Origin of the sequence: Streptomyces hawaiiensis, from assembly GCF_004803895.1 — a bacterium.
GTDB lineage: Bacteria > Actinomycetota > Actinomycetes > Streptomycetales > Streptomycetaceae > Streptomyces > Streptomyces hawaiiensis.
The window spans coordinates 5,892,697-5,910,092 of sequence record NZ_CP021978.1 but is presented as its reverse complement, the minus strand read 5'-3'; the positions used below and the strand labels follow the sequence as shown (position 1 = coordinate 5,910,092).

Genomic DNA, 17,396 nt, shown 5'->3' with positions numbered 1-17,396 from the left:
CCCCCTATGGCCCAGCGTGAGGGGCGGCACCCTCGGGGCGCTCCTAATGTGGCGATAAGTCAGCTTCAGTACTTTCGCCCCCACATGGAGGTAACCCCCATGTCCCTGCGCACCCGTCTCTCCATAGCCACCGTCGCCGGGCTCCTCGCCGCCGCGGTTTCCGTCACGCCCGCCGCCGCCGCGCACGACGACTGGGACCCGACGGGCGGCAACGGCAACGGCAACCACCACGGCCACGACGGCCACCACGGCCACCACGACGAGCGCCTCTACAAGGGCGTCGTCACGGCGGACAGGCTGGCGCTGCGCAGCGCCCCGAACCGCGGTTCGCAGATCATCCGGTTCGCCCATCGGGGCGACGTCGTCAAGATCTTCTGCAAGACGGGCGGTGAGACCGTGCGGGGCAATCCGCTCTGGTACCTGCTGACGGACGGCACCTGGGCCTGGGGCGCGGCCCGGTACATCGACAACATCGGCCCCGCGCCACGCTGGTGCTGACACTCGCTCACCCAAAGGCACACAAGACGCACTGTTTGGGTAGGTTCCGGACATGAGCAAGGCCGGAATCACCGTGGCGACGGCGGACCCGCCCGCGCCCGCCGTCCGCCCCCTCCCCCGGCGCCGGGGCATCGAAGTCGCCCTCATCGTGCTGGCCGTCCTGCTGTCGGTCTACGGCTACTGCGCCGTAGGCCTGGCCCGGCACGGAGCACTTCCGCCCGGCGCCGCGGGCTACGGCGCCGGCCTCGGCGTACTGGCGCTGCTGGCCCATCTGGCGGTACGCCTGCGGGCCCCGTACGCCGACCCCCTGCTGCTCCCCATCGGGGTGCTGCTCAACGGGCTCGGCCTGGTGCTGATCTACCGGCTCGACCTGGAGACCCCGGGCGACCGGGCGGCACCCGCCCAACTGGTGTGGTCGACACTGGGGGTGGCGCTGTTCATCCTGGTCATCCTGCTGCTGCGCGACCACCGGGTGCTCCAGCGCTACACGTACGTCTGCGTGGTCTCGGCCCTGGTCCTGCTCACGCTGCCGATCCTGTTCCCGGCGGTGAACGGGGCCCGCATCTGGATCCGGATCGCCGGGTTCTCCATCCAGCCGGGCGAGTTCGCCAAGGTGCTGCTGGCGGTGTTCTTCGCCGCGTACCTGGCGGCGAACCGCAACGCGCTCGCCTACACCGGCCGCCGCGTCTGGAGGCTCCAGCTGCCCACCGGCCGCGTCCTCGGCCCGATCGTCGCCGTCTGGCTGGTGAGCGTGGGCGTGCTGGTCCTGGAGCGCGACCTCGGCACCTCGCTGCTCTTCTTCGGCCTGTTCGTGATCCTCCTCTACGTCGCCACCGGCCGCACCGGCTGGATCGCGGTCGGCCTGCTGCTGGCCGCGCTGGGTGCGGTCGCCGTGGGTCGGCTGGAGCCGCACGTGCACAGCAGGATCGAGACCTGGCTGCACCCCTTCGCCTCGATCGAGGCGGGCGAGGGCGCGAACCAGCTCGCCCAGTCGCTGTTCGCCTTCGCGGAGGGCGGCATGCTCGGCACGGGCCTCGGACTCGGCCACTCCTTCCTCATCGGCTTCGCCGTGAAGTCGGACTTCATCCTGGCCACCGCGGGCGAGGAACTCGGCCTGGCCGGCCTCAGCGCCGTCTTCCTCCTCTACAGCCTGCTGGTGGAGCGCGGCTTTCGCGCGGGACTCGCGCAGCGCGAGCCCTTCGGCCGGCTGCTCGCGGTCGGACTCGCCTCACTGGTGGCGCTCCAGGTGTTCGTGATCGCGGGCGGGGTGACCGGGCTGATCCCGCTGACCGGCATGGCGATGCCGTTCCTGGCGCAGGGCGGCTCGTCGGTCGTCACCAACTGGGCGATCGTGGCACTGCTGGTCCGGGTGAGCGATTCGGCCCGGCGGAGTTACGACGGGCAGGACGCCCGGTGACCCGGCACATCCGGCACGCCGGATACTTCTGCGCCCTGCTGCTGGTGGCCCTGCTGCTGAACGCCGCCCGCATCCAGGTCGTCCAGGCACCGTCGTACGACCGCAATCCGGCCAACCGGCGCCCCGACATCACCCGCTACGAGCAGCCCCGCGGGGACATCCTGGTCGGCGGACGGCCGGTCACCGGCTCCAAGGACACCCGCGAGCACCTGCGCTACGAACGGACCTACACCGACGGCCCGATGTACGCCCCGGTCACCGGCTTCGCCTCCCAGCTCTACGGGACGACGCTCCTGGAGAGCACGGAGGACGGCGTGCTGTCCGGCGCGGATCCGATGCTCGCGCCGTTCCCGCTGTGGAACGACTTCACGCGTGCGCGCAACGCCGGCGGAGACGTCGTCACGACACTCCACCCGGCCGCGCAGGAGGCGGCGTTCAAGGGACTCGCGGGCCGCAAGGGAGCGGTGGCGGCGCTGGAGCCGTCGACCGGCCGGATCCTGGCCCTGGTGTCTGCCCCGTCCTACGACCCCCAGTCGCTGGCCGGCAACGGCTCGGTGGCGTCCCGGGCCTGGGCGCGGCTCAACGCGGACCGGGACCGCCCGATGCTCAACCGGGCGGTGCGGCAGACGTATCCGCCGGGCTCGACCTTCAAGGTGGTCACCGCGGCCGCCGCGCTGGACGCCGGTGTGGTCACCGACCTCGAAGCGCCGACCGACTCCCCCGGCCCCTACCGGCTGCCCGGGACGCGGACGCGGCTGACCAACGCGTCGAAGGGCTGCGCGAACGCCTCCGTGCGCGAGGCCTTCACCTTCTCCTGCAACACGGTGTTCGCCAAGCTCGGCGTGCGGGTGGGTGTGACGGACATGACCGCCACGGCGCACGCCTTCGGTTTCAACAACGGGCAGCTGAGGATCCCCTTCCCGGTGGCCCGGTCCACGTTCGACACCACCCTCGACAAGGCCCAGCTGGCCCTGTCGTCGATCGGCCAGTACAACACCCGCGCCACACCGCTGCAGATGGCGATGGTCGCGGCGGCCGTGGCGAACGGCGGCCAGGTACGGGACCCCTACCTGGTGGAGCGCACGACGAGGCCGGGCGGCAGCACCCTCGCGACGGCCGGCTCGCGGGCGATCCGCCAGGCGATGTACCCGTCCACCGCCGTCGGGCTGCGGGCGATGATGCGGGACGTGGTCGAGAACGGCACCGGGCGCAACGCCGCCATCCCCGGCGCCAAGGTCGGCGGCAAGTCCGGCACCGCCCAGCACGGCCGCGGCAACTCCGGTACGCCGTACGCCTGGTTCGTCTCCTGGGCGCAGGGCGACCGCGACCTGGCGCCGCGGGTGGCGGTCGCGGTCGTCGTGGAGGACGCGGAGGCGGACCGCGGGGACATCAGCGGGGGCGGTGACGCGGCGCCGATCGCACGGGCGGTGATGGAGGCGGTGCTCAAGTCGCGCTAGGAGATGCCCAGTTGATGAGACGGGTCTACCGCGCCGGAAACACCCGACCTAACGTTCGGTCCATGACTGATCCTGCCGCCGCGTACGAACTCGCCGAGGTCAACATCGCCCGCCTGAAGGCCCCGTTGGACTCCCCGCAGTTGAAGGACTTCGTCGACAGCCTGGACCCGGTGAACGCCGACGCCGACGCGGCCGACGGTTTCGTCTGGCGCCTGCAGAGCGACACCGGCAACGCCACGGACGTGTCCGTCTTCGGCGACTCCTGGCTGATCCTCAACATGTCGGTGTGGCGTGATACCGACTCACTGACGGCGTACATGTACCAGGGCAGGCACCGGGAGATGCTCGCCCGCCGCCGCGAGTGGTTCGAGCGCGTGGAGGAGGCCATGGTCACCCTGTGGTGGGTGCCGGCCGGTCACCGCCCGACCGTGGCCGAGGCGGAATCCCGCCTCCTGCACATCCGCACCCACGGCCCGACGCCGTACGCCTTCACCCTGCGGACGTCGTTCCCGCCCCAGGGGGCGACACCGCTGATCGGCGAGGTGCCTCAGGGACTGGGCTGCGCGCTCTGACGGGCGCTCACTCGACCGCCCGCCGCCCCGCGTCGATCGCCCCCCGCACCTCGGCGACCCGCTCCTTCTCCTCCACCGCGAAGCGTTCGGCGTCAAGCTTCTCGGCGATCTCCTCGTCCTGGGACATCAGCAGGTCCAGGCTGGAGTCGCCCATCTCCAGGACGCCCATGTCGACGTAGGCCTGCTGGAGGCGCTCGCCCCACAGGCCGATGTCCTTGACGCAGGGCACGATGCGGCTGAACAGGAGCTTGCGGAACAGGGTGAGGAACTCGGACTGCTCGCTGTACTCCTCCGCCTCGGCTTTGGGGATGCCGAAGTTCTCCAGGACCTCCACGCCCCGCAGCCGGTCGCGCATGAGGTAGCAGCCCTCGATGACGAACTCCTCGCGCTCCCTCAGCTCGGCGTCCGTGAGCTGCCGGTAGTAGTCGCGCAGGGCCATCCGCCCGAAGGCCACGTGCCGGGCCTCGTCCTGCATGACGTAGGCGAGGATCTGCTTCGGCAGCGGCTTGTCGGTCGTGTCCCTGATCATGCCGAAGGCGGCCAGCGCGAGGCCCTCGATCAGCACCTGCATGCCCAGGTACGGCATGTCCCAGCGGGAGTCGCGCAGCGTGTCGTCCAGCAGGGACTGGAGGTTGTCGTTGATCGGGTACAGCATCCCGATCTTCTCGTGCAGGAAGCGGCCGTAGATCTCGGCGTGCCGGGCCTCGTCCATGGTCTGGGTCGCGGAGTAGAACTTCGCGTCCAGGTCGGGGACCGACTCCACGATCCGCGCGGCACAGATCATCGCGCCCTGCTCGCCGTGCAGGAACTGGCTGAACTGCCAGGAGGCGTAGTGCCGCCGCAGATCGCCCCTGTCCTTGTCCGTCAGCTTCGCCCAGTGCCTGGTCCCGTAGAGGGACATCGCCTCGTCCGGGGTGCCGAGCGGATCGCACGGATCCACCTCCAGCTCCCAGTCGATGCGCTTCTGGCCGTCCCACTGCTTGTCCTTGCCCTTCTGGTAGAGGGCCAGGAGACGTTCGCGCCCGTCGTCGTACTCCCAGTTGAAACGGGCCGCGCCGCTCGCCGGCACCTGCCGGACGGACTCTTCCGGTTCCTTGGCGTACAGGTCGAAGGTCGGCATGCCCGCAGGCTCACACGAGGTAGACACCGGGTCAACAAGTAGCGCGCAGGGGATTGACGAGCTTGCTGACAGGCAGTCTCATAAGGGGAACAGTGACGTGTGCACAACGAGGTGGGCAGCCATGACGACCCTGACGGAAGCCGACGCGCTCGACGGCCTGCGCGATGCCCTCGGCCTGCTGAAGGACCGGGAGCAGGTGGCCCAACGGCTGCTCGACTCCTCCGCCAAGCACTCCTTCGATCCCGACAAGGAGCTGGACTGGGACGCGCCCTTCGAGGAGGGCAAGTGGTTCTGGCCCCCGGAGCTGGTGTCGCTCTACGACACCCCGCTCTGGAAACGCATGGGCGAGGAACAGCGCATCCTCCTCTCCCAGCACGAGGCCGCGGCCCTGGCCTCCCTGGGCATCTGGTTCGAGATCATCCTGATGCAGCTGCTGGTCCGGCACATCTACGACAAGGCGGCCACGAGCGCGCACGTCCGGTACGCGCTCACCGAGATCGAGGACGAGTGCCGGCACTCCAAGATGTTCGCCCGGCTGATAGCCCAGGGCGACACGCCCTGGTACCCGGTCAGCCGCGCGCACCAGCAGCTGGGCCGCCTGTTCAAGACCATCTCCACCACGCCGGGTTCCTTCACGGCGACCCTGCTGGGCGAGGAGGTCCTGGACTGGATGCAGCGGCTGACGTTCCCCGACAAGCGTGTCCAGACCCTGGTCCGGGGCGTCACCCGCATCCACGTCGTGGAGGAGGCCCGCCACGTCCGCTACGCCCGCGAGGAACTCCGCCGCCAGATGGTGACGGCCCCCAAGTGGTCCCAGGAGTTCACCCGCATCACCTCCGGCGAGTTCGCCCGGGTCTTCTCGGTGGCGTTCGTGAACCCCGACGTCTACACGAACGTGGGCCTCGACAAGCGCGAGGCCCTCGCCCAGGCACGGGCGAGCGGCCACCGCCGGGAGGTCATGCAGAACGGCTCCAAGCGCCTGACCGACTTCCTCGACGACATCGGGGTGCTGCGGGGTGTCGGACGCCGCCTGTGGAAGTCGTCGGGGCTGCTGGCGTAGATGCCCCCGACTCCGTCATGTCCGTGCAGGGTGACTACTGAGTGGCTGCCCGACGCGATGGAGAGACTCACCTCGAAGTCCTCGAACGCATTTGCTCACATTGTGTGCAATTCCGGTTGGATGTGATCTTTCGCCGCGAGCGGTCGCGAGGCGTCCGTACGGTGATCGGTATGCGCCGGGCCGAGATGAAACGCACGCGACTTGGGCGGGAGCTGTCGCGCAAGGTCAGGGGATCGAGGAACCGGGCCAAGGGCCGCATCAAGGTCGCACGCCAGGGTGGCGAACCGGCGGCGGGACTTCCACCACTAGGTTTCCCCACAGATCATCCGCGACAACCAAGCGGTGTATGTGGAAGACCTCGCGGTGGCCGGTCTCGGCCGGACCCGGCTCGCCCAGTCGGTGCACGACGCGGGATGGTCCGCCGTTCGTCGGCATGCTGGAGTACAAGGCGGTCAAGCACGGCCGCACCTTCGCCGAAGTGGGCCGGGCGTTCCCGTCCTCCCAGGTCTGCTCGGTCTGCGGCTTTCGGGACGGTCCCAAGCCGCTGCACGTCCGGCAGTGGACGTGCAGCGGGTGCGGCACCGTGCACGACCGTGACCACAACGCAGCCCGCAACGTCCTCTTCGAGGGACGCCGTATCGTCGCCGCCGGACGGGCGGAGACGCAAAACGCCTGTGGAGCGCCGGTAAGACGGGCACACGTGCCCGCACAGCGCGGGGAAGCAGGAAGCCCCCGGAAGGGTCAGCCGACCCAAGCCGGAATGTCTGGACTTCAGGCCAGGGAGCACGTCAAGCTGCGAGGCATGACACCATCCGCCCCCACCCCCGCCTACCGGCGACTCAGCGTCGAGGAACGTCGCAGTCAGCTGCTGACGTCCGCGCTGAACCTCTTCGCCCACCGCGCCCCGGAGGAGGTGTCCCTCGACGACGTGGCGGAGGCGGCCGGAGTTTCGCGGCCGCTGGTGTACCGGTACTTCCCGGGCGGCAAGCAGCAGCTCTACGAGGCCGCCCTGCGCTCCGCCGCCGACGAGCTCCAGCACTGCTTCGACGAACCCCGCGAAGGCCCCCTCCTCCCCCGCCTGTCCCGCGCCCTCGACCGCTACCTCACCTTCGTCGACGAGCACGACACCGGTTTCAGCGCCCTCCTCCAGGGCGGCAGCGTCGTCGGGACATCGCGCACCACCGCCATCGTCGACGGCGTCCGCCGCGTCGCCGCCGAGCACATCCTCAACCACCTGGGCGCCACCGGCCCCGGCCCCGGCCTGCGCATGACCGTCCGTATGTGGATCACCGCAGTGGAGGCGTCGTCGCTCATCTGGCTCGACGAGGACAAGCAGCCCCCCGCCGGGGAACTGCGCGACTGGCTCGTCGAGCAGTTCGTGGCGATGCTCACTGTGACCGCCCGTCGCGACCCGCAGACCGACGCCCTGGTCCAGGCGCTCGCCGAGGATGTCTGACACTGATTCCGTGAAGAGCGAAGACACCCCCTTCGAAGGCGGCCCCATGGACGGCAGAGTCCTGCCGGTCCTCCTCGGCATCACCGGCCACCCGCCCAAGACGTACCGCATCCCCGTCCCGGACCCCGACGGCGGGCCGGACACCGTGCTCGTCTACCGCCGCGTCCCCCGCGGGCCGGGCAAGGTCGGCCTGACCGACCGCTGGAAGTACGCGTACGCCCCGGAGGGCGTCCCGCCCCGCCGGCTCAACTGGCCCTGGTCGAAGCCGGACGTCCCACCCCCCGGCAGGCCAGACGCCACGCCGCCCGGCAAGCCGGACGACGCCGACGGGTGACCCCGTTGCGCCGAACCGCGCACACCCACCGCGCGCACCGCCCGCACACGCCTGATCCTCACGATGTCCGGCGGCACCACGCCGCCCCCGCAACGGAGGTGATGGCGTGTCAGGAAAGCTTCTGCGTCTGGTCTGCATCGCGGCGACGGCGGCCGGAACCGTCCTGGTGCCCGCCCCGGCCACGGCCGTTCCCGAGCCGGAAACGGAACAGCACAACGTGGCCGACCTCCTGACAGATCTTCAGGAGCTGTACAGGAAGGCCGAGGAGGCCACCGAGGCCTACAACGCCACCGAGGAGAAGCTGAAGAAGCAGCGCGCCGAGACCGACCGCCTGGACCGCGCCCTCGCGCGCGCCCGGCTCTCCCTGCACGACAGCCGGGGCGCGGCCGGCCGGCTGGCCCGGCAGCAGTACCAGAGCAGCACCGACATCTCCCCGTACGTACGCCTGCTCCTGGCCCGCGACCCGCAGCACGCCATCGAGCAGGGCCATGTGATCGGACGGCTCGCACAGGAGCGGGCCGACACCATCGGCCGGCTGACCGGCAACGAGCGCAAGGCCCACGAGCTGGCCCGCAAGGCCCGCACGGCCCTCGACCGGCGGCTCGCCCTCACCGAGCGGCGCAAGAAGGAACGGGACGAGGTCCGCGCCCGCCTGCACGACGTCGAGGAACTGCTCGCCTCCCTCAGCCGCGACCAGCTCACCGACCTCGCCGAGTTCGAGCAGAACGGCATCACGAAGGCGCAGAAGAAGTTCATGGCATCCGGCGCGCTCGGCAGCGAACACAGCAGCGGCACCGACGAGAGCAAGGGAAGCACCAGCAGCGTCCGCGCCCCCTCGGCCGAGGGCGACCGGGCCGTGCGCTACGCCGTACGGCAGCTCGGCAAGCCGTACGAGTGGGGCACGGAGGGCCCGAGGACGTACGACTGCTCGGGGCTGACCTCGCAGGCCTGGGCCGAGGCGGGGACGCCCATCCCCCGGACCAGCCAGGAGCAGTGGAAGCGGCTGGAGCGGATCCCGCTGGACGAGCTGCGCCCGGGCGACCTGGTCGTGTACTTCCCGAAGGCCACGCACGTCGCGCTGTACCTCGGCGACGGCATGGTCGTCCAGGCACCCCGTCCGGGCGCGAAGGTGAAGGTGTCACCGATCGCGGCCAACCCGGTCCTGGGCGCCGTACGCCCGGACCCCACGGGGAAGCCCCTGCGGCGTTACGAGCCGCCGGAGCTCCCCGAGGGCGCCACGGACGGGTCGGACGAGGGCTACGAGGGTTACGCGGCGCCCGCGCCGGAGACCTCGACCAGGTAGGCCTGCGCCTTGTCCGGGTCGTAGAAGTAGTTCTCGAAGTCGGCCGGGTCGTTGAAGCCGTTGGCGAACCGGTCGGCGACCGGCTGGATCTCACCGGCGGCACCGATGAGGTTCAGGATGTGCTCCGGCGGCGGCGCGAGCATCGCGTTGGTCCACTTGGTGACGTGCTGCGCGGTGTTCCAGTAGCGGTCGAAGGTGGCGCGCATCCACTCCTCGTCGAACGGCTTGTCGCCGTGCTCGACGATCGAGGCGAGGTACGCGGCGGCGCACTTGGACGCCGAGTTGGAGCCCTGCCCGGTGATCGGGTCGTTGGCCACGACGACGTCCGCCACGCCCAGCACGAGTCCACCGCCGGGGAGGCGGCCGATCGGGTTGCGGACGGTGGGGGCGTAGCGGCCGGCCAGCGTGCCGCCGGCGTCGGTCAGTTCGACCTTGGTGGCCCGCGCGTACTCCCAGGGGACGTACCGCTCCATGAGTTCCAGGGTCAGGGAGAGGTGCTCCGCGGGGTCCTTGACACCGTTGAAGGCGTCGAGCGGGCCGCCGGGTATGCCCTCCCAGAACAGGATGTCGGCGCGGCCGGAGGTGGTCAGGGTGGGCATGACGAACAGTTCGCCGACGCCCGGCACGAGGTTGCAGCGGACCCCTTCGGTGCCGGGGTGCTCGGGGCGCGGGCCCAGGCCGTGGACGTACGTCACGGCCAGCGCGCGCTGCGGCTCGCTGTAGGGGGAGCGCTCCGCGTCGCGGCCGAACATCTGGACCAGCTCGCCCTTGCCGGCCGCGACGAGCACCAGGTCGTAGGTGCGGGAGAAGTAGTCGAGGTCGCCGACGGCCGCGCCGTGGATGACGAGCTGGCCACCGCGCTGGGCGAACGTCTCCATCCAGCCGGCCATCTTCACGCGCTGGTCGACCGACTGGGCGTATCCGTCGAGCCTGCCCAGCCAGTCGATGGCGCGGGCGGAGGGGCCTTCGGCCCAGGAGCCGGGGGCGGCGACCGAGACGCCGAGTCCTTCGATCTTCGGGGCCTGGGACTCCCAGAAGTTCAGCTGGAGATCGCGCTCGTGCTGCAGGGCCGTGTGGAACATGCACTGCGTCGACATGACCCGGCCGGTGCGGATCTCGTCCGCCGTCCGGTTGGACATCAGGGTGACCTCGTACCCCTGTGACTGGAGGCCGAGAGCGATCTGGAGCCCGGACTGACCGGCTCCGACGACGAGTATCTTCCGCATGCGGGGCTGTCCTCTACTCGGGGGTTTCGTCGAGCGCGTGGCCCACGAGGGCCAGGAGGGTCTCGATCACGGAGATCCGGCGACGCGCGTCCATGATCATGACAGGTATGTGTCGCGGGATGGTCAGGGCCTCCCGCACGTCCTCCGGCTCGAACAGCTCGCTGCCGTCGAAGTGGTTGACCGCGACCACGTACGGCAGCCCGGAGCTCTCGAAGTAGTCCAGGACCGGGAAGCAGTCCTTCAGACGGCGGGTGTCGGCCAGGACGACGGCGCCGATCGCGCCGCGCACGATGTCGTCCCACATGAACCAGAACCGCTGCTGGCCCGGCGTGCCGAACAGGTAGAGCACCAGGTCGTCGTCGAGCGTGAGGCGCCCGAAGTCCATGGCGACGGTGGTGGTGGTCTTGCCCGGCGTGGCGGTGAGGTCGTCGGTCGCCTCACTCGCCTCGGTCATCAGCGCCTCGGTCTGCAGGGGCGTGATCTCCGAGACGGCGGTGACCAGCGTGGTCTTGCCCACGCCGAAGCCGCCCGCCACCACGATCTTCGTGGCGATCGGGGCGCGGGTGCGGTCCGTCTCCCAGGCGTGCATGCTCTCGCCGGGCTGGACGAACGGGGATGAACCAGCAACGCCGTGAGCGACGTCAGAGACGACGGAGTCCACTCAGCACCCTTTCCAGCAGAGCCCGGTCCGGGCGGCCCGTGCCATGGCCGGTGCCCGTTCCGTACACACGGATCTTTCCCTGGTCCGCGAGGTCGCTGAGGAGCACGCGGACCACGCCGAGCGGCATCTTCAGCAGCGCGGCGATCTCGGCCACCGTACGCATCCGGCGGCACAGTTCGACGATGGCCCGCAGCTCCGGCATCACGCGGGTGGAGAGGTCGCCGTTCGTCAGTTCCTTGCGCTCCTCCGGGGCGTCCAGCGCGGCCGTGCTGGCCACGAAGGTCTCCACGAGGAGGACGTGGCCGAAGCGGGTGCGGCCGCCGGTGAGCGAGTAGGGGCGGACCCGGGCGGGTTTGCGGTCACCGCCGCGGACCGGGAGGTGATGCTTCGGCGTACTGCTCATCGGGCACTCCCCGCCGTCTGGGAATCCTCCAGGGATTTACGGAGCTCGCTGCGGAGTTCGGGCGTCAGCACGTGGCCGGCGCGGCCGACGAACAGGGCCATGTGGTACGCCACCACGCTCATGTCGCAGTCCGCGGAGCCGTGGACGCCGAGCAGCGAGCCGTCGCTGATCGACATCACGAACAGGCTGCCCTCGTCCATCGCGATCATCGTGTGCCGGACCCCGCCGAAATCCATCAGCCTGGCGGCGCCGACGGTGAGGCTGCCGATGCCGGAGACGACGGTGGCCAGGTCGGCGGCGGAGCCGCGCGGGCCGGTGCGCCGGGTCCCGCGGGCCTGCAGGGCCTCCCTCGCCTCCTTGTTGCGGTGGTCGTCGGAGGAGAGCAGCAGCAGTCCGTCCGACGAGACGACCGCGACCGAGAGGATGCCGGGTACCTCCTCGACGAGGTTGGTCAAAAGCCAGTGCAGGTTGCGGGCCTCACTGCTCAGTCCGATCAGTCCGAAGGTACTGGGAGCGGTCAACTGCTTGCCTCCTCGACTGTGCCCCCCGTGGCTTCTTCGGATCCAGCTGGTCCTGCTGCGCCGGTGGCCGGCCGCTGGTGCGAGGCCGTCCTCTCGGCGATCTCCGCCTCCACGTCCCGGTACCCGGCCTGGGCGCCCTGGCGGAAGCCGCCGAGACGGCGGCGCAGCGCGTCGGCGTCGACGGAGCCGCTGCGCTGGCGCGGGGCGGTGGTCGGTGCGGTGATCTTCGGGGTGCGCTTGGGGAGGCCCTTGTCGGTGACGCGGTCCTCCTCCTCGTCGGGCGCACGCTCGTGCTCCGGGCTCTCGTCCCCGTCCGCGTCACCCGTACGGCTCGCGTCGCCGGCCGCGGACGGCCCTTGCGGGCCGCTCTCCCCATCGCCGGCCACGGCTCCGTACCGGCCCGGGCCCGACCCCTCCGGCTGCACCGGGATCAGCAGCTCCATCGTGGTCTCCGCGAGGGACTCCACGGGCGCAGCGGCCTCGACCGGGTCGACGGATGCCGCCGGGACGCCGGGCGCGGCCGGGTCGGCGGGCGCGGCCGAGTCGCCGGGCACGGCCGAGTCGCCGGGCACGGCCGGGTCGGCGGATGTGGCCGAGTCAGCGGGCGCCGCCGGGCCACCGGGCACGGACGGGTCACCGGGCGTCGCCGGGCCGCCGGGCACGGCCAGGTCGGCGGATGCCGCCGGTGCGGCAGGCACGGCCGGGTCGGCATATGTGGCCGAGGCAGCGGGCGCCGCCGGGTCACCGGACACGGCCAGGTCTGCGGGTTCTGCCGGGTCGCCGGGGACGGCTGGGTCGGCGGGCGCCGCCGGGCCGCCGGACACGGACGGGTCACCGGGCGTCGCCGGGCCGCCGGACACGGACGGGTCGGCGGGCGTCGCCGGGCCGCCGGACACGGACGGGTCACCGGGCGTCGCCGGGCCGCCGGGCACGGCCAGGTCGGCGGATGCCGCCGGTGCGGCAGGCACGGCCGGGTCGGCATATGTGGCCGAGGCAGCGGGCGCCGCCGGGTCACCGGACACGGCCAGGTCGGCGGCTGTCGGCCCAGCGGGCGTCGGCGGTTCGGCGGATGCGGAGCGCTCAGCGTGCGCGGCCTGCCCGGCGTGTGCGGTCGCTCCGGCGGGTGCGGTCGGTCCGGCGGGTGCCGCCGGGGCTGCCGCCTCGGTCGGTTTCGACCCCCTGGCCGATTCCGAGCCCCCGGCCGATTCCGAGCCCCCAGCCGGTTCCGGCGCCCCGGCCGGTTCCGAGTGGTGGGTGCCGGTGGTGGGTTTCGCGGCTTCGTCCTGACGTACCGCCTTCTCCGCCAGGGCGACCAACGGGTCGTCTCCGGCCGCGCGGCCGTGCAGGACGTTGGAGTTGGCCTCGGCGTCGGCGCCCGGGAAGGAGTAGGAGTGGGCCGTGCCGGCGAGAGGGCCGGAGGTCGGGACGGCCACGGGCGGGGCGGCGGCGAGGAGCGTGCGCGGCAGGACGACGACGGCCGCGACACCGCCCTGCTTCTGCTCGCGCAGCTGGACGCGCACGCCGTGGCGGTGGGCGAGCCGGGCCACGACGTACAGGCCTAGGCCGAGACCGTCCTCGCCCTCCTGGTCGTACGGCGCCTCGGGGTCGAAGTCGGTGAGGCGGGAGTTGAGGCGCTCCAGCCGCTCCTCGGTCATGCCGATGCCCTCGTCCTGGACGGAGAGCATGACCTCGCCGTTCTCCAGCAGCCAGCCGGAGATCTCGACGGGCAGGTCGGGCGGGGAGAACGAGGTGGCGTTCTCCATGAGTTCGGCCAGCAGGTGGGACAGGTCGTCCGCGGCGAACCCGGCGATGTGCGCGTGCGGCGGCAGCGCGGCGATCCGGACCCGCTCGTACCGCTCGATCTCGCTCACCGCGGCCCGCACGACGTCCACCAGCGGCACAGGTCCGGCGGCATGCTGGACGTGCTCGGTACCGGCGAGGACCAGCAGGTTCTCGCTGTGCCGGCGCATGACCGTCGCGAAGTGGTCGAGCTTGAACAGAGTGGCGAGCCGGTCGGGGTCCTGCTCGCGCTCCTCCAGGTTCTCGATGACGGCCAGTTGCCGCTCGACCAGGCCCAGGGTGCGCAGCGCGAGGTTGACGAACGTCCCGCCGATGGCCGTACGCAGCCGCTCCAGCTGGGCGGCGGACTCGGCGAGTTCGCCGCGCAGTTCCTCGCGCGCGTCGGCCATCTTCTGGCGCTGCCCGACGAGGTGCTTGCGGTCGGACTCCAGCGTGGTGATCCGCTCGGTGAGGGCGGCGGCGTGCGCGTGCAGGGCGTTGACGGAGCGGACGGCCTGGGCGAACTCGTCGTTGCGGCCGGTGAACTTCACCGGCTCCTCGGCCGCCGGGTCCTCGGCCTCGGCGAGGCGCTTGGAGCCCAGGCGCAGGACCGCGAGGGGGCGGGTGAGGCTGCGGGCCATGCCCGTGGCGACGCCGACGGCGAGGAGCATGAGGGCGCCGAGGACCGCGATGCGGATCTCCAGCGCGGTGACGTCGTCGTCGCGCAGCGCCTCGAGGTCCTTGGTGCGGCGGTCGTAGAGGGCCGACTCCACGCCGCGCATCAGGTCGACGCGGGCGGACAGGGCCGCGTCCAGCTTCTTGGAGCCGGTGGCGAGGTCGCTGCGGGAGAGCGTCGGCTGGTCGGTCAGGGTGGCGAGGTACTTGTCGGCGGAGTTGACCTCGGTGCCGGTGACCGTGGAGTCGAAGGAGGCGCGGGCCGGCTTGGGCGCGGTGCCGCGGAAGTCGGCCAGAGCCGCGTCGGAGCGCAGCCTGGCCTGCTGGGCGGCGGCGCTGAGGGCGTCGCGCTGGCGGGTGTCCTCGTCCGAGGAGGTGGAGGTCTCGGTCGGCAGGCCGGTGAGGGGGTCGATGACCGTCCCGGTGCTGCGCGGCACGCTCAGCGCGGCGAGCAGCAGCCCGCGGGCCGCGGCGGCCTGCTGGACGGCGGAGTCCAGCTCGGCCAGCGCGTAGCCGCCGGCACCCGCGCGCGGCGGCGTCTGCTGCGCCAGCTGCTCGGCGAGCCCGTGGAGTTCGGTGATGGCGGCGGAGTACGCCTGGTGCGCTTCGAGGGCGCTGCTCTTGCCGGTGAGCGCCGCCCTGCGTACGGCCGCTATGTCGTCGAGGTCGGAGCGCAGCGAGGCGGGCGTGTCGGTGTCGGACCGCATCTCCTCGACCTGCCGGTCCACCCGGGCGCTGCGCTGCTCGGAGGGTGCCTTGGACTTGGGGCGCCCGGCGGCGATGTAGGAGGTGACGTCGTCCCGCTCGTCGGCGAGGGAGTGCGCGAGGGCGAGGGCGTCCTGCGTCTGCTCCGCGAGCGTCACCAGCTTCTGGGAGTCGTGGAGTTGCCCGGAGGCGGCGAGAACGGACGGGGCGCCGGCACCGGCGATGGCCGCGGCGACGACGGCCACGGCGACGATCAGCCGGTTGCGTACGTGCGTGGGGCGTCCCTTGCCGGTGGGGGGCGTCGGCTCAGCGCCCTGAACGGGGGCCGTCTGCTTGCCTGTGCGACGAGGCCGCGTCTTCTGCACCGGTGCTCGCATTCCTGACTCGTGAACCCTTGGGCCCGGATGACGCTCCGTCAACTGGTGCGTACTCCCGGTACACTTCCCGACCCTCCCAGCGCCGGTGGGCAGCGCACGCGCATCACCTGACCCGCCACCCGAAGGAGTGAACCCCGGACGGGAGTTGAGGGGCAAGTTCCGCAGGCCCTTGCAGCGGCCTTGTGCGGCACGCCGGTTGGACGACGGCGACGGCCGGTGGCAGTATTCGCCACCACGCCTTCCCGGAACAAATCATTCCACCCCAAACCCGGCGTCTGACCTGCGCGGCTGCGCCGGTCCGGCAACCATTGCCAGCCTTTTACGAACCTTGTGAAGGGCTCGTGCAGACTGGCCGGATGCGTACTGAACTCACCTCGGAACCGGGAGACGCCGACCGCCCCAACGAGGACTTCGCCAGTGTCGGGCTACCGGCCTCGGGACAGGGTGGTTCGGTCGTCGTCCTGGACGGCGTCACGCCACCGAAGACCGGGACGGGCTGTCTGCATTCCGTCCCCTGGTTCACCGCGCGCCTCGGTGGCGCACTGGCCGAACTGACCGTTTCACTCCCGGATGTTCCCCTCGTCGACGCCTTGTCCCGCGCCATCGCGCGTACCTCCGAGGCGCACGCCGCAACCTGTGACCTTTCTCACCCTCGAACACCGCAGGCCACCGTGGTCGTGACCCGCTGGAATCCGGACACCGTGGAGTATCTGCTCCTGTCCGACTCGGCTCTTCTGCTGGAATCCCCGGACGGCGTGGTGACACCCGTCCTCGACGACCGGCTGGCCCTGCTCCCCCGCTCGGCGCTGGCCACGGACGCGCTGGTGGACTCCACGCTCCGCAACAAGGAGGGCGGCTTCTTCACGGCGGCGGCGGATCCCTGGGTGGCCCGGCGGGCGGTGACCGGCACCCTGCCCCGCAGCGAGGTCCGCGCCCTTGCCGTGCTGACGGACGGCGCGACCCGCTGGGTGGAGCGGTTCGAGGAGGGCGACTGGACCGACTGCTTCCAGTCGGTCCGCAAGGAGGGCCCGCAGGCGCTGGTGGACCGGGTCCGGACGCTGGAGCGCTCGGACGCCGCCGCGACGTTCCTGGGCCGGGGCAAGCGGCACGACGACGCGACGGTGGTGTTCGTCGAGTTCTAGGAAGCCGCCCGGCCCTACTTGTCCATGCCGCGGTTGAGCTGGTTCAGCAGCCGGGCCAGTTCCGTGACCTCGCGGGAGTCCCAGTCGGCCAGGCGGCCGGCGTAGCGGGCGCGGCGGGCCTCCCGGACCCGGCGGACGCGGTCGCGGCCCTCCTGGGTGAGGGCGACGAGCCAGGCGCGTCCGTCGGCGGGGTCGGGCTCGCGCGCGACCAGCCCGAGTTCCTCCAGGGCCCGCAGCTGGCGGGACATCGTCGCCTTGCCGACTCCGATGTAGGCGGCGAGCTCGGTGGCCCGCTGCTGTCCGCACTCGTCCAGCCGTACGAGCAGGCCGTACGCGGACGACTCCAGGTCGGGGTGGACCTCGCGGGCCATCTCGCCCTGGCTGGCCCGGGCGCGCCGCAGCAGCACGGTCAGCTCGCGCTCCAGCGCCAGGAAGGCGGGCTGATCCACACCGCTTCCGGCCACACCGGTGCCGCGGTGTCCGTCGTTGCCTTCCTCGCGCACGTCAGCCCCTGCCTCGGTCGTCGCCCGGACGTGAGAGTTCCGGTACTGGGATTTTCCGCCATCTGCCGCCATCACCGCAGTTCGGCAAGTATTCCGCAGGTCACGGCGTACGCGTACACAGGGCCACCACACGGTGAAGGCCCGGGCCTCCCTCACGGGAACCCGGGCCTCCCTCATCCGGTCGCGT

General features: G+C 71.5%; 16 protein-coding genes and 1 pseudogene. 10 read left to right on the top strand and 7 right to left on the bottom strand.

Translation table 11 applies throughout. The features are described 5' to 3' along the window. Positions 1 to 99: 99 nt before the first annotated feature. The 4 genes from CEB94_RS27445 to CEB94_RS27430 all read left to right on the top strand — a co-directional run bounded on the left by CEB94_RS27445 (position 100) and on the right by CEB94_RS27430 (position 3,944). Complete coding sequence (locus CEB94_RS27445; protein ID WP_175434734.1) at positions 100 to 498, top strand: SH3 domain-containing protein; 399 nt, start codon at positions 100 to 102, stop codon at positions 496 to 498. 52 nt (positions 499 to 550) lie between these two features. Then, positions 551 to 1,915, top strand: coding sequence for an FtsW/RodA/SpoVE family cell cycle protein (locus CEB94_RS27440; protein WP_175434733.1), 1,365 nt, complete (start codon positions 551 to 553; stop codon positions 1,913 to 1,915). After that, the gene (locus tag CEB94_RS27435; RefSeq protein WP_175434732.1) at positions 1,912 to 3,372 is read left to right on the top strand and encodes a penicillin-binding transpeptidase domain-containing protein; all 1,461 of its coding nucleotides are present in this window, start codon (positions 1,912 to 1,914) and stop codon (positions 3,370 to 3,372) included. The genes CEB94_RS27440 and CEB94_RS27435 overlap by 4 nt, the downstream gene beginning before the upstream one ends. A gap of 62 nt (positions 3,373 to 3,434) precedes the next feature. Continuing rightward, positions 3,435 to 3,944 (top strand): DUF3291 domain-containing protein, encoded by a 510-nt coding sequence (locus CEB94_RS27430; protein ID WP_175434731.1) that lies wholly within the window; start codon positions 3,435 to 3,437, stop codon positions 3,942 to 3,944. Positions 3,945 to 3,951: 7 nt separating this feature from the next. Here the strand turns inward: CEB94_RS27430 and CEB94_RS27425 are convergent, their stop codons facing one another. Then, on the bottom strand, positions 3,952 to 5,064 hold the full coding sequence (locus CEB94_RS27425) for a ferritin-like domain-containing protein (protein WP_175434730.1): 1,113 nt from the start codon (positions 5,062 to 5,064) through the stop codon (positions 3,952 to 3,954). A 121-nt stretch (positions 5,065 to 5,185) separates the two neighbouring features. Between CEB94_RS27425 and CEB94_RS27420 the strand changes: the two genes are divergently transcribed. From CEB94_RS27420 to CEB94_RS27400, 5 genes and pseudogenes are all read left to right on the top strand, one after another. After that, positions 5,186 to 6,124, top strand: a complete 939-nt coding sequence (locus tag CEB94_RS27420) for an AurF N-oxygenase family protein (protein WP_175434729.1) — start codon at positions 5,186 to 5,188, stop codon at positions 6,122 to 6,124. Between the two features lie 170 nt (positions 6,125 to 6,294). Further along, positions 6,295 to 6,896 (top strand): annotated as a pseudogene (locus CEB94_RS27415) (RNA-guided endonuclease TnpB family protein); the annotation flags it as partial. A 30-nt stretch (positions 6,897 to 6,926) separates the two neighbouring features. Continuing rightward, entirely contained in the window at positions 6,927 to 7,580 is a 654-nt protein-coding gene (locus CEB94_RS27410) for a TetR/AcrR family transcriptional regulator (RefSeq protein WP_175437182.1), read from the top strand. A gap of 10 nt (positions 7,581 to 7,590) precedes the next feature. Next, positions 7,591 to 7,914, top strand: a complete 324-nt coding sequence (locus CEB94_RS27405) for a hypothetical protein (RefSeq protein WP_175434728.1) — start codon at positions 7,591 to 7,593, stop codon at positions 7,912 to 7,914. Positions 7,915 to 8,020: 106 nt separating this feature from the next. After that, complete coding sequence (locus tag CEB94_RS27400; protein ID WP_175434727.1) at positions 8,021 to 9,217, top strand: C40 family peptidase; 1,197 nt, start codon at positions 8,021 to 8,023, stop codon at positions 9,215 to 9,217. Here CEB94_RS27400 and CEB94_RS27395 read toward each other — a convergent pair. The 5 genes from CEB94_RS27395 to CEB94_RS27375 are packed head-to-tail and all read right to left on the bottom strand — an operon-like array spanning position 9,181 to position 15,552. Next, positions 9,181 to 10,443, bottom strand: a complete 1,263-nt coding sequence (locus CEB94_RS27395; protein ID WP_175434726.1) for a styrene monooxygenase/indole monooxygenase family protein — start codon at positions 10,441 to 10,443, stop codon at positions 9,181 to 9,183. The genes CEB94_RS27400 and CEB94_RS27395 overlap by 37 nt on opposite strands. A 13-nt stretch (positions 10,444 to 10,456) precedes the next feature. Continuing rightward, positions 10,457 to 11,104 carry a GTP-binding protein gene (locus CEB94_RS27390; protein ID WP_175434725.1) on the bottom strand — a complete coding sequence of 216 codons (648 nt, stop codon included), beginning with the start codon at positions 11,102 to 11,104 and terminating at the stop codon, positions 10,457 to 10,459. Further along, on the bottom strand, positions 11,085 to 11,507 hold the full coding sequence (locus tag CEB94_RS27385) for a DUF742 domain-containing protein (protein ID WP_175434724.1): 423 nt from the start codon (positions 11,505 to 11,507) through the stop codon (positions 11,085 to 11,087). The genes CEB94_RS27390 and CEB94_RS27385 overlap by 20 nt, the downstream gene beginning before the upstream one ends. Continuing rightward, the gene (locus tag CEB94_RS27380; RefSeq protein ID WP_175434723.1) at positions 11,504 to 12,028 is read right to left on the bottom strand and encodes a roadblock/LC7 domain-containing protein; all 525 of its coding nucleotides are present in this window, start codon (positions 12,026 to 12,028) and stop codon (positions 11,504 to 11,506) included. Before CEB94_RS27380 ends, CEB94_RS27385 begins: the two co-directional genes overlap by 4 nt. Further along, positions 12,025 to 15,552, bottom strand: a complete 3,528-nt coding sequence (locus tag CEB94_RS27375; RefSeq protein WP_175434722.1) for a sensor histidine kinase — start codon at positions 15,550 to 15,552, stop codon at positions 12,025 to 12,027. The genes CEB94_RS27380 and CEB94_RS27375 overlap by 4 nt, the downstream gene beginning before the upstream one ends. 368 nt (positions 15,553 to 15,920) lie before the next feature. Between CEB94_RS27375 and CEB94_RS27370 the strand changes: the two genes are divergently transcribed. Further along, positions 15,921 to 16,706, top strand: coding sequence for a protein phosphatase 2C domain-containing protein (locus tag CEB94_RS27370; RefSeq protein WP_175434721.1), 786 nt, complete (start codon positions 15,921 to 15,923; stop codon positions 16,704 to 16,706). A gap of 14 nt (positions 16,707 to 16,720) precedes the next feature. Here the strand turns inward: CEB94_RS27370 and CEB94_RS27365 are convergent, their stop codons facing one another. Further along, complete coding sequence (locus CEB94_RS27365) at positions 16,721 to 17,209, bottom strand: MarR family winged helix-turn-helix transcriptional regulator (protein WP_175434720.1); 489 nt, start codon at positions 17,207 to 17,209, stop codon at positions 16,721 to 16,723. Between the last annotated feature and the right edge of the window lie 187 nt (positions 17,210 to 17,396).